Here is a 20,057-nt window from a genome sequence, read left to right on the forward strand (position 1 = left end):
CGCCGGGCCTGCCCGAGAATGCGTGACACGACTCGGGTTCTGTGATGCAATCGTTACATTCGGTATCATCACAGGAGGATAAGAATGACGATTGCTTCGCACCTGCAGGAACTGCGCCGCAAGCATGAAGTGCTTTCCGAGACTGTCGAGAAGGCACAGCGGCGCCCCGCCACGGATGCCACGAAGATCGCCGAGATGAAGAAACAGAAACTGAGGCTGAAGGAAGAGATCAACCGCCTGATGCAGGCGTGACCCTTCGGGCGCTGGCGAAAGCCGCCAGCGCCGCCCCCCCCGCGATCAGCGCCGCCGCGATCAGCAGCGTGCCCCGCGCCTCGGCTATGCCCGCCAGCACCAGCGCCAAGGTTGACAGCAGCGGTGCGGCATAGGACGCAACCCCAAGCAACTGGATGTTGCCGCGCTTCATCCCGATATCCCAGGTGAAAAACGCCAGGCCCACCGGGCCAAGGCCCAGGCCGATCACCGCAAGCCAGCCCGCCGCGCCGATGGGCCAGACCGTGCTTTCCAGCGCCAGATGCGCCAGTGCCGAAAGCAGCGCTGTTGCAATGCAGAACACGGCCACCGTCTCGGTCGGCACGGCACCCAGCCGCCGCGACAGCACGGAATACACCGCCCATGTCACCGCGCAGAGGAATGCCAGCGCCAGCCCCGGCAGCGTGTCGGCGGCAAAAGCCGCCGGGCCGCGCAGCACGATCAAGGCCGCGCCGGCAAAGGCCAGCAGCGCGCCGATGATATGCAAGGGCCGCAAACGCTCGCCCGGCAGCAGGCCAGACAACAGCACGATGAACAGCGGCCACAGATAGGCGATCAGCCCGGCTTCGGCAGGCGGCGCCATGCGCAGCGCGCTGAAATAAAGAAAGTGATAGCCAAAAAGCCCCGCCGTGCCAAAGGCATAGACCCGCAGCGGCACCGCGCGCAGCACGCCGAACCCCGCCCCACGCCAGACCCAGATCAGCCCCAGCGCCCCGCCAATGCCAAAACACAGCGCGTTCAGCAGAAACGGCGGCACCGGGGCTGTGCCCACCGTCAGCAGCGCCAGCAGCGCCCACATCAGCACGGCGGTAAACCCGATGGCCGTGGCCCGGTGTTGCGACATCGGCGTGTCCCTTGCCAGATTGCTTCGACGGAATGTGCAGGGACTTCCAGAATCCTTGCGGCTTTCGACGGGGTGTAGCCCGGCGCGCATCAAAGAAAAAGGCCCGCAAAACGCGGGCCTTTCCAGTCATGTGGCCGCAATCAGACCACGAACTGCCCGCCGTTGGCACTCAGCGTCGATCCGGTGATGAACCCCGCATCGTCCGAGGCCAGGAACACCACGCAGCGCGCGATTTCTTCCGGCTCGCCCAGACGGCCGACCGGAATTTGCGGAATGATGCGTTCGTTCAGCACTTTTTCATCAATCGCGCGCACCATTTCCGTGCCGATATAACCTGGGCAAATCGCGTTCACGGTGATTCCCGCCCGCGCGCCCTCGGCCGCCAGCGCCTTGGTGAACCCCAGATCGCCCGACTTTGCCGCCGAATAATTCGCCTGCCCCGCCTGCCCCTTTTGCCCGTTGATCGAGGAGATGTTGATCACCCGCCCGAATTTCCGGTCACGCAGGCCCGACCACAGCGGATGTGTCATGTTGAACAGACCCGTCAGGTTGGTGTCGATCACGTCTTTCCACATGGTCGGCGTCATCTTGTGGAACATGGCGTCGCGGGTGATGCCCGCGTTGTTCACCAGAATGGCGACCGGGCCCAGATCGGCCTCGACCTGTTTGATCCCGGCGACGCAGGCGTCATAATCGGCGACCGACCATTTGTAGGTGGGAATGCCTGTCTCGGCGGTAAACTTGGCCGCAGCCTCTTCATTGCCCGCATAGTTCGCGGCTACGGTATAGCCCGCGTCCTTCAAGGCAATGGAAATGGCCGCGCCGATGCCACGCGACCCCCCGGTGACCAATGCAACTTTTGACATGATTCCTCCTCCGTCAGGCGTTTCTTGAAATAGTGTTATCCAAATGAAAAAGCGGGCGCAATAATATTGCGCCCGCTTTCTGCAACAGCGAAATGATCAGGCGCGTTCCAGACACATGGCCACGCCCATGCCGCCGCCGATGCACAGGGTGGCAAGGCCCTTTTTCGCATCGCGCCGGGCCATTTCGAACAGCAATGTGTTCAGGATGCGCGCGCCCGAGGCGCCGATCGGGTGGCCGATGGCAATCGCGCCGCCGTTCACGTTCACGATTTCGGGGTTCCAGCCCATGTCCTTGTTGACGGCGCAGGCCTGCGCGGCAAAAGCCTCGTTCGCCTCGACCAGATCCAGATCGGCGGCGTTCCAGCCCGCCTTTTGCAGCGCCTTGCGGCTGGCGTGGATCGGGCCCACACCCATGATCGACGGATCGAGCCCCGCGGTGGCATAGGAGGCGATGCGCGCCAGCACCGGCAGGCCACGCTTGGCCGCCTCGTCCGCCGTCATCAGCAGCACGGCCGCCGCGCCATCGTTCAGGCCGGAGGCGTTGCCCGCCGTCACCGAGCCGTCCTTGGTAAAGGCCGGGCGCAGTTTTGCCATCGCGTCCAGCGTGGCACCGTGGCGGATGTATTCATCGGCATCCACCGTCACATCACCCTTGCGGGTCTTGATGATGAAGGGGATGATTTCATCGGCGAATTTGCCCGCCTTCTGCGCGGCTTCGGCCTTGTTCTGGCTGGCCACGGCGAAGGCATCCTGCTCATCGCGGCTGATCTGCCACTGGTTTGCCACGTTTTCGGCGGTCTGGCCCATGTGATAGCCGTTGAACGCATCCCACAGCCCGTCGCGGATCATGCTGTCGATGAAGTTCAGATCGCCCATCTTCTGCCCGGCGCGCAGATGCGCGACATGGGGGGAAAGCGACATGTTTTCCTGCCCGCCCGCGATGATCATCGCGGCATCGCCCAGCTGGATGTGCTGTGCGCCCAGCGCCACGGCCCGCAGGCCCGAGCCGCAGACCTGGTTGAGGCTCCATGCGCTGGCCTCTTTCGCGAGGCCCGCCTTGATATGCGCCTGACGGGCCGGGTTCTGGCCCTGCCCGGCGGTCAGCACCTGGCCCAGGATGGTTTCCTCGACCTCGGCCTTGTCAACACCGGCGCGGGCCACGACAGCCTCGATCACCGCAGCGCCAAGATCATGGGCGGGGGTGGCCGCGAAGGCCCCGTTGAAGCTGCCAACGGCTGTGCGTGCCGCCGAGACGATAACAACATTGGTCATGGCTTTGGTCCCTCTCCCTGTGGCCTGTGGCGGCAGAGTGGCGTGCCGCCGCTATGCAGCATGGCTAAGCGCCCGGACCGCCGATGGCAAGGTTTTTGCAGCGCGCCGCATGCGGCGGGTCACGCGCTCATCCGCGCCCCCTCTTCTACCCAGACGGGTTTGGTGGTGGGCGCGCCGAACAGATAGCCCTGCATGCAGCCCACGCCGATGCCGCGCAGGTATTCGGCGTCTTCGACTGTTTCCACCGATTCCGCCACGGTGAACATGTCGAAATGCCGCCCGATCGACAGCAGGGCCTGGGTCAGCACCTGGTTGTCGGGGTCGCGATGGATGCCGCGAATGAACTGCCCGTCGATCTTGATGATATCAAAGAAGAAATCCTTGAAATAGCGAAAGGCGGTATAGCCCGCGCCGAAATCGTCCAGCGCAAAGGCAATGCCCTCGGCCTGCAATTCATCCATGAAGGCGATGACCAGTTCGGGCACCAGCATGGCCGAGCTTTCGGTGATTTCCAGTATCAGCCGCTCGCCGATGGTGGGCCCCGCCGCCAGCCCGCGTTTGAGGGTTTTCATCCAGCGGGCATAGCCGATGGACCGGGCCGACATGTTCACCGACAGCCGCAGGGCGGGGTTGCGTGCCAGCGCCCGCAGCCCCATGTCAAGCGCCGCGCAGTCGATCAGCCGACCGAGTTCCTGCCCCTCCACCGCATCAATGAAATCGCGGGCGGGAATCACCCGGCCGGTTTCATCCAGAACGCGAATCAGCGCCTCGTGAAACGCCACTTTGTCGGGGTCGGCCCCGCTGACGACCGGCTGATAGGCCAGCCGCAGTCGCCCGGCCTGCAAGGCCGCCTGCACCATGGCCATGGTCTGCCGGTCATTTTCCGAAATGGCATAGGCCAGCGGATTGGCCCCAGCCCCCAGAAGCCCCGCTCTGGGCCTGCCCCCCTTCACTGCCATGCGCCCCCCCCTGTGCCGGACCGAACCCCGGCGCAAAACCATCGACAGATTGCGGCCACAGAGGTAAAGACGGGGTAAACATTCGCATTTTGTTCTAATTTTTCGCAATGCTCGCAAAGGCCCGGCCCATGGAACACCACGATCATCTGCCCGGCATCCGTTGTGCCTGGTGCGGCACTGACCCGCTGTATATCGCCTATCACGACACCGAATGGGGCGTGCCGGAGTGGGACGGGCGGGCGTTGTGGGAAAAGCTGATCCTCGACGGGTTTCAGGCGGGGCTGAGCTGGATCACCATTTTGCGCAAGCGCGACGCGTTTCGTGCGGCATTTCGGGGGTTTGATCCGGCGGTGATCGCAGGTTGGGGCGAGGCGGATGTGCAGCGCCTGCTGGCCGATCCGGGCATCATCCGGCACCGGGGCAAGATCGAGGCGACCATCGGCAATGCCCAGGCCTGGCTGCGCATCGAAGATGCGGGCGGGTTTTCGGACTTTCTGTGGAAACATCTGGACGGGCGGCCCTTGCAGAACCGCTTTGCCACGATGGCCGAGGTGCCGGCGCAAACCCCAGTGGCCGTGGCCATGGCCAAGGATTTGAAATCACAAGGGTTCAAGTTCTGCGGGCCGGTGATCACCTATGCCTTCATGCAGGCCACCGGGCTGGTGAATGACCATATCACCACGTGCATCGCGCATGACCGGGTGGCGGCGATGGGGGCCTGATCAGCCCCCCGCCATCAGCGCACCCAGCACGGCGCGGGCCTCGGGGCTGTCCCATTCGGCGTCGCCGATCAGGCGGCCCACCTCGGCACCTTCGGGGTTCAGAATCACCGTCACGGGCAGGCCCATGATGCCCATGTTGCGCGCCAGTTCCGACGTGGGGTCGCGCAGCGCGGGCAGATGTGTGACCCCGGCCGAGGCAAAGAATTTCTCGATGGCGGGCACGGCGTTGCGGCCCGTGGCCACTGTCACCACGGCCAGCGCATCACCGCCCAGTTCGGCCTCCAGCCGGTCGAGGCCCGGCATTTCCTTGCGGCAGGGCGGGCACCATGTGGCCCAGAAGTTCAGCACCACCCATTTGCCCTTGTAATCTGACAGGCTGCGCGGGCTGTCGTCCAGCCCCAGCAGCTCCACCTCGGGCAGCTCCCGCGCCTCGGCGTGAAAGCCAAGCTTGCGCATGTCGCCGTCGCGGGCCGCATCGGCCGCCGCAAGGGTCTGGGCCGCTACGCCGTTTGCACCGAACATCAAGGCCGTATAAAGCACGGCACCAACCAGACGCAGCATTTCACCCTCCGAAGGTTTCCCCATGACCGCAGACCCGAACACCCCGACTGCCGCCGCCAACGCCATGTGGGGCGGGCGTTTCGCCGCCGGGCCGGATGCGATCATGCAGGCGATCAACGCATCCATCGGCTTTGACAAGCGACTATATGCACAGGACATTGCAGGCTCACGCGCCCATGCCGCCATGCTGGCAGCCACAGGCATCCTGAGCGATACAGATGCAAAGGCCATCGGGGAAGGCCTGCTCACGGTGTTGTCAGAGATTGAAACCGGCGTGTTCCCGTTCCGGGTCGATCTGGAAGACATCCACATGAACGTCGAAGCGCGGCTGAAAGAGGTGATCGGCGCACCGGCGGGCCGCCTGCACACAGCGCGGTCGCGCAACGATCAGGTGGCGGTGGATTTCCGTTTGTGGGTGCGCGACCAGTGCGATGCGGCGATTTCGGGCATTCAGGCGCTGATTTCGGCCTTTCTGGCGCAGGCAGAGGCCGGGGCCGATTGGGTGATGCCGGGCTTTACCCATCTGCAAACCGCGCAGCCGGTGACATGGGGCCACCACATGATGGCCTATGTAGAGATGCTGGGCCGCGATCTGTCACGTTTCCGCGATGCCCGCGCACGGATGAACGAATGCCCGCTGGGGGCTGCGGCCTTGGCGGGAACGTCGTTTCCGATTGACCGTTTCATGACGGCAGCGGCGCTGGGGTTCGACCGGCCCACGGCCAACAGCCTTGATTCGGTCAGCGACCGCGATTTCGCTTTGGAGTTCCTGTCGGCCTCGTCGATCTGCGCGCTGCATCTGTCGCGCTTTGCCGAAGAGCTGGTGATCTGGTCCTCGGCGCAGTTCCGGTTCGTGGTGCTGTCGGACAGATGGACCACGGGTTCGTCGATCATGCCGCAGAAGAAAAACCCCGATGCGGCGGAACTGCTGCGCGCCAAGATGGGCCGGATTCTGGGGGCCACGGTGGCGCTGTTCACGGTGATGAAGGGCCTGCCGCTGACCTATTCCAAGGACATGCAGGAAGACAAGGAACAGGTGTTCGACGCCGCCGACACGCTGATGCTGGGGCTTGCCGCAATGACCGGCATGGTGGGTGACATGACGGCGAACCGTGCCAGCATCGCGGCGGCGGCGGCATCGGGCTTTTCCACCGCCACCGATCTGGCCGACTGGCTGGTGCGCGAACTGGGCCTGCCGTTCCGCGATGCGCATCATATCACGGGCACTCTGGTGGCAATGGCCGAACAACAGGGGTGCGACCTGCCCGACCTGACGCTGGAACAGATGCAATCGGTGCATGACGGCATTCGTCACGATGTTTTCGCCGTGTTGGGTGTAGAGAATTCCGTGCGCAGCCGCACCTCTTACGGTGGCACCGCTCCGGACCAGGTGCGCGCGCAAATCCGCCGCTGGAAGGACATTCTTGATGCGCCGCGCGATCTGTCTGCTACTGCTGCTGTCAGCATGTGAGCTTTACCCTACCTCTGGTGCCGAGCCCGTTGTGACCGGGCTGGGCCGTGAGGAAACCTCTGTCAGACCATGGAAAAACCGATGATCCGCATTCTTGCCCTGCTGAGCCTTGCCACCCTCGCCGCCTGCGGCGCTGACGGCGCCCCCACCGCCCCCGGCGTATCTGTCACTGGCGAGGCGCGCATGGGCGTGACGACCAAACTCTGATGTCGCCGCTGCGCATCACCTATCTGGCGCTGGCCGTCTGGGGTGCGGTGCATCCGATGTATTGGTTCCTGCGCCACATGCGGGAAACCGGCACGGGGTTGGGCGGGCTGATCGACGCGTGGTATGTGAACGCATCCACCACCGGGCTGACCTGGGATCTGACGATTGCGGCCATTGCCCTGACGGTCTGGATCATCGCCGAGGTGCGGGTGCGCAAGAACTGGCTGGCGCTGGTGGCCATTCCGGCCACCTTCTGCATTGGCGTGTCATGCGGGTTGCCGCTGTATCTGTTCCTGCGCACGCGGCCTGTGGTCTGACGCCCGATTCCGCTTGCAACTGCGCCTGCGGCTTCCGACACTTTGCCCACACAAAGGGGAGTCGCAGATGGATACCGGCATCCGCCACGGCGAGGGGCACAATCTGGCCTATAGTGAGGAACGCGTTGACATGGCCGCCGCCTTCCGCTGGACGGCGCGGCTGGGAATGAACGAGGCGGTGGCCAACCATTTCTCGCTGGCGGTCAGCGACGATGGCAAGCAGTTCCTGATCAACCCCAACCAGCGGCATTTCGCGCTGCTGCGCGCCAGCGACCTTTTGCTGCTGGATGCCGACGACCCCGATGTTCTGTCGCGCCCCAATGCGCCCGACCCCACCGCCTGGGGGCTGCATGGTTCGATCCATCGGCTTGTGCCCCATGCGCGCTGCGTGATGCATGTGCATTCGATCTTTGCCACCGTGCTGGCCAGCCTGGCCGATTCGCGCCTGCCGCCCATCGACCAGAACACCGCCGCCTTTTTCAACCGCGTGGTGATTGATGAAAATTACGGCGGTCTGGCCTTCGAGGATGAGGGCACCCGCTGCGCCGCCATGCTGACCGACCCCCGGAAAAACGTGATGGTGATGGGCAGCCATGGCGTGCTGGTGATCGGCACATCCGTGGCCGATGCCTGGAACCGGCTGTATTATTTCGAACGGTCGGCCGAAACCTATATCCGCGCGCTGCAAACCGGCATGCCGCTGCGCCGCCTGTCGGATGCGGTGGCCGAAAGCGTGGCGCATGACATGGAAAACTACCCCTCGCAGGCGGAAAGTTTCCTGCGTGACATGAAGGCGATCCTCGACGCCGAAGACCCGTCCTACCGGCAGTAACCCGCCCGCCCCTTTGCCAGTGGGCGGGGCATCTGTTATGCCGCGCAGCGAGGACTGGCAGAGGGCGCGCGTCATGGATCATTTTCTCTACCGTTCCGGCACGTTGCATGCCGAAGGTGTCGCGCTGGAGGATATTGCCGCCTGTGTCGGCACGCCGTTCTACTGCTATTCCACCGCCACGTTGACCCGGCACTATCAACTGTTCACCGAGGCGTTGTCGCCCCTGCCGCATATGGTGTGCTTTGCCATAAAGTCGCTGTCCAACATCGCCGTCTTGAAAACGCTGGGCGATCTGGGCGCGGGGATGGATGTGGTGTCGGGTGGCGAATACCGTCGGGCCAAGGCGGCGGGCGTGCCGGGCGAACGCATCGTGTTTTCCGGCGTGGGCAAGACACGCGAGGAAATGCGGCTGGCGCTGGAAGGCGGCATCCGCCAGTTCAACGTGGAATCCGAGCCCGAATTGCGCGCCTTGTCGGAAGTGGCGGCATCCATGGGTGTGGTGGCCCCCATCACCATCCGGGTGAACCCCGATGTCGATGCCCGCACGCATGAGAAAATCGCCACGGGGAAAAAGGAAAACAAGTTCGGCATCCCGATCGCGCGGGCCAGCGCGGTCTATGCCGAGGCCGCCAGCCTGCCCGGCATCGAGGTGATCGGCATCGACGTGCATATCGGCAGCCAGCTGACCGAGCTGGAGCCGTTCGAGCAGGCCTATCTGAAGGTCGCCGACCTGACCGCGCGCCTGCGGGCAGAAGGCCACAATATCCGCCGCCTTGATCTGGGCGGCGGCCTGGGCATCCCCTATGAACGGTCCAACACCGCCCCGCCGCTGCCGATGGAATATGGCGCGCTGATCAAGCGCACCGTGGGCCATCTGGGCTGCGAGATCGAGATCGAGCCCGGCCGGTTGATCTCCGGTAATGCCGGGGTTTTGGTCAGCAAGGTGATCTATGTGAAAGAAGGCGAAGGCCGCGATTTCCTGATACTGGATGCGGCGATGAACGATCTGGTCCGCCCCTCGATGTATGGCGCGCATCACGACATCCTGCCCGTGACAGAACCCATGGCGGCCACCGAGACCCATGAATATGACGTGGTTGGCCCCGTCTGCGAAACCGGCGACACCTTTGCCAAGGGCCGCCCGATCACGCCGCTGGCCGAGGGCGATCTGGTGGCCTTCCGTTCCGCCGGGGCTTACGGTGCCGTGATGGCATCGGAATACAACACGCGGCCGCTGATCCCCGAAGTTCTGGTCAAGGATGATCACTTCGCCGTCATCCGGGCCCGGCCAACGTTTGACGAAATCCTGAACCGCGATACAATCCCCGAGTGGCTGTAACTGACAGCCTTGGCCGAGCGGGGCGCATGACCCAGAACGAACCCCACAAGGCGCTTGCCCGCCTGACATGGCCGCTGCGGATCACGCTGGCGGGGCTGTGGGCCGAACGGATCACCCGCGGCTTCTGGCCGCTGTGGACCGGGCTGGCCAGCTTTCTGGCGATGCTGGCCTTTGGCGTGCAAGATATGCTGCCGCTGGAGGTCGTCTGGGTCGGGCTGGTGCTGGCGATGGTGGTGTCGCTGGGCGCGCTTTACTATGGCATCCGTGGCTTTCACCGCCCCTCGCAGGCCGAGGCGCTGGCGCGGCTGGATGCCGCCCTGCCGGGCCGCCCGATTGCCGCACTGACCGATACGCAAGCCATCGGGTCATCCGATCCCGCCTCCATCGCCGTATGGGCCGCGCATCAGGACCGCATGGCGCGGCGGGTGGCCGCAGCCAAAGCCGTGCCGCCCGATCTGCGGCTGGCCCGGCGCGACCCCTATGGCGCGCGTTATCTGGCGCTGACGGCGCTGGTGATGGCGCTTGTGTTCGGTTCGATCTGGCGGGTGGCCTCTGTCACCGGCATTGGCCCCGGCGGGGCCGAGGCGATGGCCATCGGCCCGACATGGGAAGGCTGGGCGCAGCCGCCCGCTTATACCGGCAAACCCGCGCTTTACCTCAATGACATCGAACAGCCCTCCATCAGCCTGCCCACGGGCAGCACCATTCAGATCCGCCTTTATGGCGAGGTGGGGCAACTGACCGTCGCCGAAACCGTATCGGCCCGCACCGAGGTGCCGCCGGCATCCGACGCCGCGCAGGTTTTCGCCGTGGTGCAGAATGGCGCAATCCGCATCGACGGCGCGGGCGGGCGTGAATGGCAGATCGTGGCGCTGCCCGATGCCGCCCCCACGATCACCGCGACAGGCGATTTGCAGCGCGAGGCGAACGGCGAAATGCGCCTGCCGTTCAGCGCGAAGGATGACTATGGCATTCTGGCCGGGCAGGCGGTGATCGCGCTTGATCTTCCTTCCGTGGACCGCCGCTTTGGTCTGGCGGCAGAGCCTGAGCCGCGCGAGGCCGTGACGCTGGATCTGCCCTTGCCCATCTCCGGCAGCCGCGCGGAATTTTCTGAGGTGCTGATCGACGATCTGTCGAAACACCCCTTCGCCAACCTGCCGGTCACCATTGCCCTGTCCGCCTCTGACGCCGCAGGGCAATCCGGGGCGGCCGAGACGCTGAACGTTACCCTGCCCGGGCGGCGGTTCTTTGACCCGCTGGCGGCGGCGATCATCGAGGCGCGGCGCGATATGTTGTGGGCGCGCAGCAATGCCGCCCGCACCGCGCAGGTGCTGAAGGCCGTGACCCACCGCCCCGAGGGCCTGTTCCGAAACGAACGCGCCTATCTGCGGCTGCGCGTGCTGCTGCGCGAGCTTGACAGCAGCGCCGCCAGCCTGACCCCCGAGGCGCGCGACATCATGGCTGAACAGCTGTGGGAAATCGCGCTGATGGTGGAAGAGGGCGATCTGGCCTCGGCGCTGGAGGCTTTGCGCCGCGCGCAGGACAGGCTGGATGAGGCGATCCGCAACGGTGCCGACCCGGACGAGATCGAAAACCTCATGCAGGAAATGCGCGAGGCGCTGAACAATTACATGCGCGAACTGGCCGAAGAATCACAGCGCAACCCCGACCAGCAGCTTTCCGAAAACATGGAAGGCATGGAAATGTCGGGCGACCAGTTGCAAGAGATGCTCGACAAGCTTCAGCAGCTGATGGAGGAAGGCCGCATGGCCGAGGCCGCCGAGCTGATGGAAATGATGCGGCAGCTGATGGAAAACATGCAGGTGACGCAGGGCGAAGGCCAGGGTCAGGGCCAGGGCGGCCCCGGCCAGCAGGCGATGCGCGACCTGCAGGAAACGCTGCGCGACCAGCAGGGCCTGTCGGATGATGCGTTCAACGACTTGCAGCAAGGCCAGCCGGGGCAGGGCCAGCCCGGCGAGGGTGAGGGTGAAGGCCAGAGCCTTGCCCAGCGCCAGCAGGAACTGCGCGACCGGCTGAACGGGCTGAACGACGGCGATCTGCCCGGGCAGGGGTCTGAACGCGGCGAGGCCGGGCGTCAGCAGCTTGACCGGGCAGGCCGCGCCATGGAGGATGCCGAACGCGCGCTGCGCGAGGGCGATCTTTCCGGCGCGCTAGACCGTCAGGCCGAGGCGATGGAGGCGCTGCGCGAAGGCATGCGCGATCTGGGCGAGGCCTTGGCCGAGGAACAGCAGCAGCAGGATGGCACCGCACAGGGCGAGGCTTTTGGCCGCGCCGACCCGAATAGCCAGCGCGACCCCTTGGGGCGTGAACCGGGCGAGGCCGGGCGTATCGGATCGGACCGCAACATGTTGCAGGGCGAGGATGTGTATCGCCGGGCCGAGGAACTGCTGGACGAGATCCGCCGCCGTTCCGGCGATCAGGCCCGCCCCGAAGGCGAACGCGATTATCTGCGCCGGTTGCTGGATCTGTTCTGACACGCGGCGCCGAAGACCCTCAGCCTGTCAAAAGGCCCTCAGCCTGTCAAAGCTATCCACTGCGCGCATCGAAACCCGGGCGGCCCTCAGTCGCCCGCGCCGTTCAGCGCCTCGATCGCGCTTTGCATCTGCTGGTCCAGCCACAGCCGCGCCTGATCGACCGAGGCGACATAGGCGGCCAGGGTGCCGGCGCTGCCGGGGATCTGTTCGGCGATGCGCGGGGCCATCACATAGGCCAGCACCATCGCCACGGCGATCACCATCATCAGCACGAAACCGCTGCGGAATGCGGCGCGGCTGGGCGGCGGCGGCACGGGTGTGCCCTCGGGGCGCGGCTCGTTGCTGGCGCGCAGGGTGGAATTGATTTCCTCGATATCCGGCAGCAGGTCGCGCCGGGTCGCGGGCTTGGCCGGTGCCGGTTCGGGCTCGGCACCTTTCAACTGTTCAACGCGGCGGCGCGCGGCTGCGGCGGCCCCCGAAGGCTCCTCCAGCCCCAGATCGGCCTGCGTTTCCACCGGGCGGGGGGCCTCGCTGCGGCGCTGCGCCGCCTCGCGCTCGGCCTCTTCGCGCAGCACGGCCACCAGGCTTTCATCCATGCTGCGGCGTGGCGTCGCCTCGGGTGCAAGCGGTGCTGGTTCGGCGGGCGCTGGCGGAACGGGCGCGGGGATGGGCGCGGGGGCCGGGGCGGGTTCCGGAAGCTCCGCTGCGGCGTCGCTGCCAAAAACCTCATCCTCGGCCAGCAAGGCAAGTTCGGCCTCGGGAGACATCTGAAACCAGGCGTGACCGCAATTGGAACATTGCACATCGCGCCCGCTTTCCGGTATCGCGTTGTCGTCCACCTCATATTGCGCGTCGCAATTCGGGCAAATCAGCCGCATTCGTCGTATTCCCCGCCCGTCCCCGGCTTGTCTGGCCCATGTTGTAGCAACGAAACCACTGTTATCCAAGCCTTTGTGCGGCACAAGGCCGGTTGCCGGATTGAAACCGCCGCGTGGCTGGGCAAGAGTGCAACAAATCATGCGCGCAGCCGCGCAGAACTGGAGAACCCCGGTGATCGCCTTTGACAACGTCGCCTACAGCTATGGCGGGGGGGAACTTCTGTCTGACATCACGCTGCGGCTGGCGCCGGGGTCGTTCCATTTCCTGACCGGGCCGTCGGGCGCGGGGAAATCGACATTCCTGAAGCTGTGCTATGCCGAACTGCTGCCAACCGCCGGCCGCGTCACGATATTCGACCGCGAGGTGCGCAGCATCGGGCGCGATGACGTGGCCCGGATGCGCCGCCGCATAGGCGTGGTGCATCAGGATTGCCAGTTTCTTGACCATCTGCCGCTGGCCACCAACGTCACCCTGCCGTTGACCGTCTCGGGCCGTGACAGCCCGGCGCAGGATCTGACAGACCTGCTGGGCTGGGTGGGCCTTGCGCATCTGGCCGATGCGCTGCCCCCGTCGCTGTCGGGGGGTGAACGCCAGCGGGCAGCGGTGGCGCGGGCGGTGATCATGGGGCCAGATGTCATTCTGGCCGATGAACCGACCGGCAACCTTGATTGGGAACTGTCGCTGCGGCTGCTGACGCTGCTGGTGGAACTGAACCGCATGGGCAAGACCATCGTGATCGCCACGCATGACATGAACCTGATCCGGAATGCAAAACAGCAGGTGGCGGCGCGCGTTCTGCGCATCAAGAACCGCCATATCCAGCTTGCGGGGGCCGACCTGTGATCCGCGATCTGCTGGCTGACCTGACGACGCATGACCGGCAGGCCGACCGGGTGGTGCCGCCCACCGGGCACACCGCCTGGCTGACCGCCTTCACTGCCGGGGCGATGACCTTTCTGGCGGTGTTCGCGCTGGCGCTGTCACTGGCCGCGGGCCGGCTGGCCGACCGCTGGTCCGAGGCGCTGGCCCGCACATCCACTGTCCGCATTTCCGCCCCGCCCGATCAGGCGGCGGCGCAGACGCAGGCGGTGCTTGACCTGCTGGCAACCACGCCCGGCATCGCCTCGGCCCGCGCGCTGACCGATGAGGAACAGCGCGCGCTGCTGGAGCCGTGGTTTGGCCCCGACCTGCCGGTTGATGCGTTGCCCATCCCCCGGCTGGTGGAACTGGTCGAGGAAGGCGAAGGCTACGACGGCGAGGGCCTGCGCCAGCGGCTGAGCGCCGAGGCACCGGGTGCCGTGCTGGATGACCACACCCGCTGGCGGCAACCCTTGGCGGTGGCGGCGGGGCGGCTGCGGCTGCTGGGGCTGGCCTCGATCGTGCTCATCCTCGCCACCATGGCCGCGATGATCACGCTGGCCGCCAATGCCAGCCTTGCCGCCAATGCGCAGGTGATCCGCGTGTTGCGGCTGGTGGGCGCGCGCGACAGCTATATCGCCCGCGCCTTCGTGCGCCGCTTTACCCTGCGCGCGCTGACCGGGGCGGCGGCGGGTGCCGTGGCGGGCATGCTGGGCATTGCCTTTCTGCCATCCGCTGACGCGGCGGGCGGGTTTCTGACCGGCCTCGCGTTTCAGGGTGCGGGCTGGCTGTGGCCGCTGCTGCTGCCGCCTCTGGCCGGGGTGGTGGCCTTTACCGCCACCCGCATCGCCGCTTTGCGCAAGCTGAAGGATCTGCCCTGATGCGCCACGCCCTGCAATGGCTGCTGTCGCTGGTCTTCGTGATCCAGATGTATGTGGCGATGATCGGCCTTGCCGCCGTGTTCACCCCTGTGGCGCTGATCTGGCGCGGGGCCTCGTTCTTCTGGATGCAGACCTTCTGCCGCTGGACGCGGTTTTCCGCGCGCTGGATCATCGGCCTGCGCACCGAGGTGCGCGGCGAGATTCCCACCGGCGCGGTGCTGGTCGCCTCCAAACACCAGTCGTTCCTTGACAGTATCATGCTGTTTTCCGTGCTGACCGGCCCGCGTTTCATCATGAAGAAACAGCTGGCCTGGATCCCGGTGATGGGCTGGCATGCCTTGCGCATCGGCTGCGTGCCGGTGGATCGTGGCAAGCGCGGGGCCGCCATCAAGATGATGCTGGCCAGGGTGGAACAGGGCACGCAGGCCCCCGGGCAATTGATCATCTATCCGCAGGGCACCCGCACGGCACCGGGGGCTGTGATGCCCTACAAGATGGGCACGGCGGCGCTGTATCAGGAACTGGGGCAGGATTGCGTGCCGGTGGCCACCAATGTCGGCCTGTTCTGGCCCCGCCATGGCATCCTGCGCAAACCCGGGCTTGCGGTGGTGGAGTTTCTTCCGCGCATCGCGCCGGGCCTGCCCAACGGGGCCTTCATGGCGCAATTGGAAAGCGGGATCGAGGCGGCATCCGACCGGCTGATGCGCGAGGCCGGGTTTCAGACACCATCGGATCACGCGGGCCGGAATGGCCAGTGACCCGGGCACTGTCGCCCATGTCTGCGACCAGATGCAGGGTGCGGGCCAGATCACTTGGCGCAAGATGTTCGGCGAATATGCCGTTTATTGCGATGGCAAGGTGGTGGCGCTGATCTGCGGCAACCAGACCTTTCTGAAAGCCACGCCCACCACACAGGCCCTGCTGCCCGATGCCGGGCTTGCCCCGCCCTATCCCGGGGCCAAACCGCATCTGCTGCTGGATGACGTGCTGGAGGATACGGCCCTTCTGACCCGCGCCGTAGCGGCACTTGCCGCAGAACTGCCAATGCCGAAACCGAAGAAACCCCGCGCCAGCAAGGCAAAACCCAAAGGGTGACAGATGGATTACCTCAGCAGCCTTGACGCCCTGCATGCGCTTTATGGCACGCCGTCCGAACCCGCCCGGGTCAAGGTCACGCCGTGCCTTACCCCGTCTTACGCCGCCTATCTGGAACGCAGCCGGTTCTGCATCCTGTCCACCGTGGGCCCCGAAGGCACCGATGGCAGCCCGCGCGGCGACGAGGGGCCGGTTGTTGCCATCCTTGACGCAGGCACCCTGGCCCTGCCCGACTGGAAGGGCAACGAACGCATCGATTCATTGCGCAACATCGTCACCGACGGGCGGGTCAGCCTGATCTTTTTGATACCGGGGTCAAACACCGCCATCCGCGTCAACGGCACCGCCCGGCTGACGGCGGATGACGCCCTGCGCACCCGATTTGCCCGCAAGGATCTGTTGCCGCGCACCGTGATCGTCATTACCATCGCCGAGGTGTATTCCCAATGCGCCCGCGCCCTGCTGCGTTCGCAATTGTGGACCGGCGGCGACCAGTCGGCGGGCCTGCCCACAGTGGGCGACATGCTGCGCGATGCCACCGAAGGCCGGTTTGACGGCGCGGCCTATGATGCCAACTGGAAGGCGCGGGCTGCCACATCCATGTGGTAGATCAGGCCACCAGCCGCGCCTCGCGCCCGCGCAGAACCCGGCGGGCGGTGCGCGGAAAGGCATGGCGCAGGCTGGCCAGATCGGGAAACAGCGCGAACAATTCGTCGCGCGCCGCCCGGTCCAGCCCGCCCAGCGACAGCGCCGAGGGAAAGAAGCTTTCGGTCAGCGCGCCATCCGACCGCACGATCTGGTGCCCATCCAGCAGGAAATGCACGTAGGTGACGGGGCTCAGCCCATCCGCCACCCGCACCGTGCCGCCGTTCACCAGCGCATGCGCCGGGATCAGCACCTCGGGCTGGCCGAAATACAGTTCCGTCCGCCAGTCGCCCATGCAGATGCGGTGCTGCGGCGAAACCATCATCCGCCGTTCCGGCAGTTCACGGCCCAAAGACCCTGGGGCAAAGACCACGGGGCGCAGCCGTGCGTCGGCCTGCTGTTCGGCCACCGACACCTCACGCAGCCCGATCCAGCGCAGGGGCTGCAACCCGGCATCCTGTGTCCAGATCAGATCACCGACCGTCAGGCTTTCCACCGCGCGGGGGCCATCTGCCGTATCAATCAGCGTTCCGGCGGTAAAACAGACCAGCATCGAAATGTCATCGACAATTGCGCCAAGGCTGTCATTCGCGCCGAGTTCGGTAAAGCGCACGGTATAGGTGCCCGCTTCCGGAAAGCTGACCGGCAACGCCTGCGTCACCCAGCCAGTCGAAGATGGAAAATACTCTTGCGTGGCAATCACGTTGCCATCGCTGTCCAGAATGTCGACGCGAAAGCCCTCTCCCTGACCGGGCGCCGAGGCCGAGCGCAGCGCGGTGCGAAACGTCAGCGCCGTGGTCTGCGCGCCCGCGATGCTGATGGTTTGCTGCATCACCGTGATCTGGGCATTCGTGCCGTCTAGCTCGGCCACGCGGTTGGGCGAGTTGCCGGGCACATAGGCGCCCTCGGTAAAGTTTGTTTCCAGATCGGTGCCGGTCCAGCCGTCGCTGCCAGCATCAAAGCTGCCATTCTGGATGATGTTGTTCTGCGGCATTGTGGCCCCACCGTTTTCTGCTGCGGGACCGGAAGTAATTCGCGTAAATGTGGATTTTCTGACCCCGGCAGGGCATATTCACGACGGTTTCAGGCGGGATACCACAATCGTGCCGCAAAACCCGGCCCCGCTCGCGGCTTTCTGCGGCGTTCAGGCCATCTTCAGCGCGATGATCCCGGAAACAATCAGCAGGATTCCCGCCACACGCAGCAGCGACACCGGCTCGCCGAACAGGAACACCGCCAGAATGGCCGTGCCCACCGTGCCGATCCCCACCCATACCGCATAGGCCGTGCCCACTGGCAGCGATTTCATGCCCTGGCTCAACAGGTAGAAACTGCCCACCGCGCCGATCAACGTCAGCACCGTGGGCACCAGGCGGGTGAAACCGTCGGAGTATTTCAGCCCCAGCGCCCAGCCGGTTTCCAGCAGCCCGGCCAGCAGCACCAGAACCCAAGGGTTTACCGCGCTCATGCCGCCAGGCCCTTTGACCCCATGTCCAGGAATTTCTGCCGCCGGTCGCGGATCAGCGCCTCGGGCTTTTTGCCCGACAGGTCTTTCAGCATGGTTTCCAGCGCCTTGCCCACGGCGTCGATGGTTTCTTTTCGCCCGCGTTGCGCGCCACCCATCGGCTCGCGGATGATCCGGTCGATCACGCCCAGCTTTTGCAGATCCTGCGCGGTCAGGCGCAGGGCCTCGGCCGCTTCGCGCATCTTGTCGGCGTCTTTCCACAGGATAGAGGCGCAGCCTTCGGGGCTGATGACCGAGTAGACCGAATGCTCCAGCATGGCGATGCGGTTGGCCGTGGCAAAGGCCACCGCCCCGCCCGACCCGCCTTCGCCGATCACGATCGCAATCAGCGGCACGCCGATTTCCAGGCACTTCTGGGTGCTGCGGGCAATCGCCTCGGCCTGGCCGCGTTCTTCGGCCCCTTTGCCCGGATAGGCGCCGGGCGTATCCACCAATGTCACCACCGGCAGGCGGAACCGGTGCGCCATATCCATCAGCCTTATGGCCTTGCGATAGCCCTCGGGCCGCGCCATGCCAAAGTTGCGCTCGATGCGGGTCTTGGTGTCATGGCCCTTTTCATGGCCGATCACCATCACCGGCTGGTCGTTGAACCGCGCAAGCCCGCCCATCACCGCATGGTCATCGGCAAAGTTCCGGTCGCCCGCCAGCGGCGTGTATTCGATGAACAGCGCGTCGATGTAATCCTTGCAATGCGGGCGGTCGGGATGGCGGGCCACCTGGCATTTGCGCCATGGCGTCAGATCCTTGTAAAGATCGCGCAGCAGCGTTTCCGCCTTTTTGTCCAGCGCCACCGCCTCTTTCTCGACATCCATCTCCTTGTTCGCCCGCGCCATCGCGCGCAGCTCCTCGGCCTTGCCTTCGATTTCGGCAAGCGGCTTTTCGAATTCGAGATAGTTCATGCGGGCACTCCCTGACGGACGCCCCGTTATATGACGTGGCGGGGGGCCGATTGCAACTCGGCAAGATTTGCAAAGCCGGGCCGGGGCACAAGACGGGCAGGAGGACAGCATGGGCCAAGGGTATGAAAAACGGATGCTGCGGGTGGTGGATCATATCCACGACCACCCGACGGGCGATCTCAGCCTGGATGCGCTGGCGGATGTGGCCGCACTCAGCCGCTTTCATTTCCACCGCATCTACCGTGCCATGACCGGCGAGACTGCGGCCCAGACGGTGCGGCGCATGCGCCTGCACCGCGCCGCCGTGGCACTGGTGCAGGGCAAGGCACCGCTGGCCCGGATCGCGCGCGACGTGGGCTATCCCAATGCCACCAGTTTCACCCGCGCCTTCACCGAGGCCTATGCCATGCCGCCCGCCGCCTTCCGCAAACGGGGCGAATTGCGCCCCTTTCCCCCAACCTTCAGAACCGGAGCCCAGCTGATGTATCCCGTCACCATCCGCCACGAGCCTGCCCGCCACCTTGCGGCCCTGCCCCACACCGGGCCCTACCCCGAGATTGGCCGCGCCTTCGAAAAACTCTTCGCCGCCCTCGCCGCGCGCGACCTGCTGGCGCAGACCGGCTATATGGTCGGGGTCTATTATGATGATCCGTCGGCCACGCCCGCCGCAGACCTGCGCAGCCATGCCGGGGTTGAATTTGCCTCAGCCGCGCCCGAAGCCCCTTTGGAAAGCGTCACGCTGCCCGCGGGCCGTCATGCCGTGCTGACCTTCACCGGCCCCTATGCCGGTCTGCCTGCCGCCTATGACCAGCTTTATGCGCTTTGGCTGCCCGAAAGCGGCGAAATCCCTGCCGACAGCCCACCCTTCGAGATCTACCGCAACTCGCCGATGGACACCCCGCAAGAGGCGCTGATCACCGAAATCTGCCTGCCGCTGCGCTAGGTGCTTTCATCCTGGGCCGGGTATCCGCACGCCCGCCCTGCCACGATGGGCAGGTCGTGTGTGCCGGCACCTGAATTTTCGCAGAAAGTTCGTCACCCTTGGCAGAAGACAGCAACGCCCCGAACCATGGGTCCGGGGCGCGCATCCTCCCCTGTCTGCTGCTTCGGGCCTCCCCTC

23 protein-coding genes are annotated in these 20,057 nt (G+C 65.4%); 14 read left to right on the plus strand and 9 right to left on the minus strand.

All coding sequences use genetic code 11. The annotated features are described in order from the left end of the window. Window positions 1-84 precede the first annotated feature (84 nt). A complete protein-coding gene (locus tag GEU84_RS10215; RefSeq protein WP_152826083.1) occupies window positions 85-252 on the plus strand; it encodes a YdcH family protein in 168 nt (55 codons plus the stop codon). On the opposite strand, the gene yddG is transcribed toward GEU84_RS10215, so the two are convergent. The 4 genes from yddG to GEU84_RS10235 form a co-directional block, all read right to left on the minus strand. Continuing rightward, window positions 230-1,114, minus strand: coding sequence for an aromatic amino acid exporter YddG (gene yddG, locus GEU84_RS10220; protein ID WP_152826085.1), 885 nt, complete (start codon window positions 1,112-1,114; stop codon window positions 230-232). The genes GEU84_RS10215 and yddG overlap by 23 nt on opposite strands. Window positions 1,115-1,254: 140 nt before the next feature. Next, on the minus strand, window positions 1,255-1,980 hold the full coding sequence (gene phbB / locus GEU84_RS10225) for an acetoacetyl-CoA reductase (protein ID WP_152826087.1): 726 nt from the start codon (window positions 1,978-1,980) through the stop codon (window positions 1,255-1,257). 96 nt (window positions 1,981-2,076) lie between these two features. Continuing rightward, window positions 2,077-3,252, minus strand: coding sequence for an acetyl-CoA C-acetyltransferase (locus GEU84_RS10230; RefSeq protein WP_152826089.1), 1,176 nt, complete (start codon window positions 3,250-3,252; stop codon window positions 2,077-2,079). A 119-nt stretch (window positions 3,253-3,371) separates the two neighbouring features. After that, window positions 3,372-4,211 carry an EAL domain-containing protein gene (locus GEU84_RS10235; protein WP_152826092.1) on the minus strand — a complete coding sequence of 280 codons (840 nt, stop codon included), beginning with the start codon at window positions 4,209-4,211 and terminating at the stop codon, window positions 3,372-3,374. Between the two features lie 128 nt (window positions 4,212-4,339). On the opposite strand from GEU84_RS10235, the gene GEU84_RS10240 reads away from it, so the two are divergent. After that, window positions 4,340-4,933 (plus strand): DNA-3-methyladenine glycosylase I, encoded by a 594-nt coding sequence (locus GEU84_RS10240; RefSeq protein WP_420899280.1) that lies wholly within the window; start codon window positions 4,340-4,342, stop codon window positions 4,931-4,933. Here GEU84_RS10240 and GEU84_RS10245 read toward each other — a convergent pair whose 3' ends face one another. Beyond that, window positions 4,934-5,494, minus strand: a complete 561-nt coding sequence (locus GEU84_RS10245) for a TlpA family protein disulfide reductase (RefSeq protein WP_152826094.1) — start codon at window positions 5,492-5,494, stop codon at window positions 4,934-4,936. Window positions 5,495-5,516: 22 nt separating this feature from the next. On the opposite strand from GEU84_RS10245, the gene argH reads away from it, so the two are divergent. The 6 genes from argH to GEU84_RS10270 all read left to right on the plus strand — a co-directional run bounded on the left by argH (window position 5,517) and on the right by GEU84_RS10270 (window position 12,155). Then, complete coding sequence (gene argH / locus GEU84_RS10250; protein WP_152826096.1) at window positions 5,517-6,965, plus strand: argininosuccinate lyase; 1,449 nt, start codon at window positions 5,517-5,519, stop codon at window positions 6,963-6,965. Between the two features lie 81 nt (window positions 6,966-7,046). Next, window positions 7,047-7,172, plus strand: coding sequence for a hypothetical protein (locus GEU84_RS21350; RefSeq protein ID WP_277604922.1), 126 nt, complete (start codon window positions 7,047-7,049; stop codon window positions 7,170-7,172). Then, a complete protein-coding gene (locus GEU84_RS10255; protein WP_152826099.1) occupies window positions 7,172-7,489 on the plus strand; it encodes a DUF2834 domain-containing protein in 318 nt (105 codons plus the stop codon). Before GEU84_RS21350 ends, GEU84_RS10255 begins: the two co-directional genes overlap by 1 nt. 67 nt (window positions 7,490-7,556) lie before the next feature. Next, on the plus strand, window positions 7,557-8,321 hold the full coding sequence (locus GEU84_RS10260) for a class II aldolase/adducin family protein (protein WP_152826101.1): 765 nt from the start codon (window positions 7,557-7,559) through the stop codon (window positions 8,319-8,321). Between the two features lie 73 nt (window positions 8,322-8,394). Further along, the gene (gene lysA / locus GEU84_RS10265) at window positions 8,395-9,660 is read left to right on the plus strand and encodes a diaminopimelate decarboxylase (protein WP_152826103.1); all 1,266 of its coding nucleotides are present in this window, start codon (window positions 8,395-8,397) and stop codon (window positions 9,658-9,660) included. Between the two features lie 26 nt (window positions 9,661-9,686). After that, window positions 9,687-12,155: a TIGR02302 family protein gene (locus tag GEU84_RS10270; RefSeq protein WP_152826105.1), complete on the plus strand. Its 2,469-nt coding sequence runs from the start codon at window positions 9,687-9,689 to the stop codon at window positions 12,153-12,155. A gap of 86 nt (window positions 12,156-12,241) precedes the next feature. Here GEU84_RS10270 and GEU84_RS10275 read toward each other — a convergent pair whose 3' ends face one another. After that, window positions 12,242-13,033, minus strand: coding sequence for a zinc-ribbon domain-containing protein (locus tag GEU84_RS10275; protein ID WP_152826107.1), 792 nt, complete (start codon window positions 13,031-13,033; stop codon window positions 12,242-12,244). 172 nt (window positions 13,034-13,205) lie between these two features. Here GEU84_RS10275 and GEU84_RS10280 point away from each other — a divergent pair, with 172 nt between their 5' ends. The 5 genes from GEU84_RS10280 to GEU84_RS10300 are packed head-to-tail and all read left to right on the plus strand — an operon-like array spanning window position 13,206 to window position 16,477. Then, the gene (locus GEU84_RS10280) at window positions 13,206-13,877 is read left to right on the plus strand and encodes an ATP-binding cassette domain-containing protein (RefSeq protein WP_174539783.1); all 672 of its coding nucleotides are present in this window, start codon (window positions 13,206-13,208) and stop codon (window positions 13,875-13,877) included. Then, window positions 13,874-14,773 carry an FtsX-like permease family protein gene (locus tag GEU84_RS10285; RefSeq protein ID WP_174539759.1) on the plus strand — a complete coding sequence of 300 codons (900 nt, stop codon included), beginning with the start codon at window positions 13,874-13,876 and terminating at the stop codon, window positions 14,771-14,773. Before GEU84_RS10280 ends, GEU84_RS10285 begins: the two co-directional genes overlap by 4 nt. After that, on the plus strand, window positions 14,773-15,531 hold the full coding sequence (locus tag GEU84_RS10290) for a lysophospholipid acyltransferase family protein (protein WP_152826109.1): 759 nt from the start codon (window positions 14,773-14,775) through the stop codon (window positions 15,529-15,531). The genes GEU84_RS10285 and GEU84_RS10290 overlap by 1 nt, the downstream gene beginning before the upstream one ends. After that, window positions 15,521-15,868 (plus strand): TfoX/Sxy family protein, encoded by a 348-nt coding sequence (locus GEU84_RS10295; protein WP_152826110.1) that lies wholly within the window; start codon window positions 15,521-15,523, stop codon window positions 15,866-15,868. Before GEU84_RS10290 ends, GEU84_RS10295 begins: the two co-directional genes overlap by 11 nt. 3 nt (window positions 15,869-15,871) lie before the next feature. Then, window positions 15,872-16,477, plus strand: coding sequence for a pyridoxamine 5'-phosphate oxidase family protein (locus tag GEU84_RS10300; protein WP_152826112.1), 606 nt, complete (start codon window positions 15,872-15,874; stop codon window positions 16,475-16,477). A 1-nt stretch (window position 16,478) separates the two neighbouring features. On the opposite strand, the gene GEU84_RS10305 is transcribed toward GEU84_RS10300, so the two are convergent. The 3 genes from GEU84_RS10305 to GEU84_RS10315 all read right to left on the minus strand — a co-directional run bounded on the left by GEU84_RS10305 (window position 16,479) and on the right by GEU84_RS10315 (window position 18,937). Continuing rightward, window positions 16,479-17,507: a Hint domain-containing protein gene (locus GEU84_RS10305; protein WP_152826114.1), complete on the minus strand. Its 1,029-nt coding sequence runs from the start codon at window positions 17,505-17,507 to the stop codon at window positions 16,479-16,481. Window positions 17,508-17,657: 150 nt separating this feature from the next. Beyond that, the gene (locus GEU84_RS10310; protein WP_152826116.1) at window positions 17,658-17,981 is read right to left on the minus strand and encodes a DMT family transporter; all 324 of its coding nucleotides are present in this window, start codon (window positions 17,979-17,981) and stop codon (window positions 17,658-17,660) included. Further along, window positions 17,978-18,937, minus strand: a complete 960-nt coding sequence (locus GEU84_RS10315) for an acetyl-CoA carboxylase carboxyltransferase subunit alpha (protein WP_152826118.1) — start codon at window positions 18,935-18,937, stop codon at window positions 17,978-17,980. The genes GEU84_RS10310 and GEU84_RS10315 overlap by 4 nt, the downstream gene beginning before the upstream one ends. A gap of 109 nt (window positions 18,938-19,046) precedes the next feature. Between GEU84_RS10315 and GEU84_RS10320 the strand changes: the two genes are divergently transcribed. Continuing rightward, window positions 19,047-19,880 (plus strand): AraC family transcriptional regulator, encoded by an 834-nt coding sequence (locus GEU84_RS10320; protein WP_152826120.1) that lies wholly within the window; start codon window positions 19,047-19,049, stop codon window positions 19,878-19,880. The last annotated feature ends 177 nt before the right edge of the window (window positions 19,881-20,057 follow it).

Source organism: Fertoeibacter niger, assembly GCF_009380135.2.
Taxonomy (GTDB): Bacteria; Pseudomonadota; Alphaproteobacteria; order Rhodobacterales; family Rhodobacteraceae; genus Fertoeibacter; species Fertoeibacter niger.

Coding starts and splice junctions, on each gene's coding strand:
- GEU84_RS10295 (WP_152826110.1), top strand. CDS start 15,521: ATGGCCAGTGACCCGGGCACTGTCGCCCATGTCTGCGACCAGATGCAG.
- GEU84_RS21350 (WP_277604922.1), top strand. CDS start 7,047: ATGATCCGCATTCTTGCCCTGCTGAGCCTTGCCACCCTCGCCGCCTGC.
- GEU84_RS10255 (WP_152826099.1), top strand. CDS start 7,172: ATGTCGCCGCTGCGCATCACCTATCTGGCGCTGGCCGTCTGGGGTGCG.
- GEU84_RS10230 (WP_152826089.1), bottom strand. CDS start 3,252: ATGACCAATGTTGTTATCGTCTCGGCGGCACGCACAGCCGTTGGCAGC.
- GEU84_RS10300 (WP_152826112.1), top strand. CDS start 15,872: ATGGATTACCTCAGCAGCCTTGACGCCCTGCATGCGCTTTATGGCACG.
- GEU84_RS10305 (WP_152826114.1), bottom strand. CDS start 17,507: ATGCCGCAGAACAACATCATCCAGAATGGCAGCTTTGATGCTGGCAGC.
- GEU84_RS10315 (WP_152826118.1), bottom strand. CDS start 18,937: ATGAACTATCTCGAATTCGAAAAGCCGCTTGCCGAAATCGAAGGCAAG.
- yddG (WP_152826085.1), bottom strand. CDS start 1,114: ATGTCGCAACACCGGGCCACGGCCATCGGGTTTACCGCCGTGCTGATG.
- argH (WP_152826096.1), top strand. CDS start 5,517: ATGACCGCAGACCCGAACACCCCGACTGCCGCCGCCAACGCCATGTGG.
- GEU84_RS10235 (WP_152826092.1), bottom strand. CDS start 4,211: ATGGCAGTGAAGGGGGGCAGGCCCAGAGCGGGGCTTCTGGGGGCTGGG.
- GEU84_RS10215 (WP_152826083.1), top strand. CDS start 85: ATGACGATTGCTTCGCACCTGCAGGAACTGCGCCGCAAGCATGAAGTG.
- GEU84_RS10320 (WP_152826120.1), top strand. CDS start 19,047: ATGGGCCAAGGGTATGAAAAACGGATGCTGCGGGTGGTGGATCATATC.
- GEU84_RS10240 (WP_420899280.1), top strand. CDS start 4,340: ATGGAACACCACGATCATCTGCCCGGCATCCGTTGTGCCTGGTGCGGC.
- GEU84_RS10310 (WP_152826116.1), bottom strand. CDS start 17,981: ATGAGCGCGGTAAACCCTTGGGTTCTGGTGCTGCTGGCCGGGCTGCTG.
- GEU84_RS10290 (WP_152826109.1), top strand. CDS start 14,773: ATGCGCCACGCCCTGCAATGGCTGCTGTCGCTGGTCTTCGTGATCCAG.
- GEU84_RS10245 (WP_152826094.1), bottom strand. CDS start 5,494: ATGCTGCGTCTGGTTGGTGCCGTGCTTTATACGGCCTTGATGTTCGGT.
- GEU84_RS10270 (WP_152826105.1), top strand. CDS start 9,687: ATGACCCAGAACGAACCCCACAAGGCGCTTGCCCGCCTGACATGGCCG.
- GEU84_RS10260 (WP_152826101.1), top strand. CDS start 7,557: ATGGATACCGGCATCCGCCACGGCGAGGGGCACAATCTGGCCTATAGT.
- phbB (WP_152826087.1), bottom strand. CDS start 1,980: ATGTCAAAAGTTGCATTGGTCACCGGGGGGTCGCGTGGCATCGGCGCG.
- lysA (WP_152826103.1), top strand. CDS start 8,395: ATGGATCATTTTCTCTACCGTTCCGGCACGTTGCATGCCGAAGGTGTC.
- GEU84_RS10275 (WP_152826107.1), bottom strand. CDS start 13,033: ATGCGGCTGATTTGCCCGAATTGCGACGCGCAATATGAGGTGGACGAC.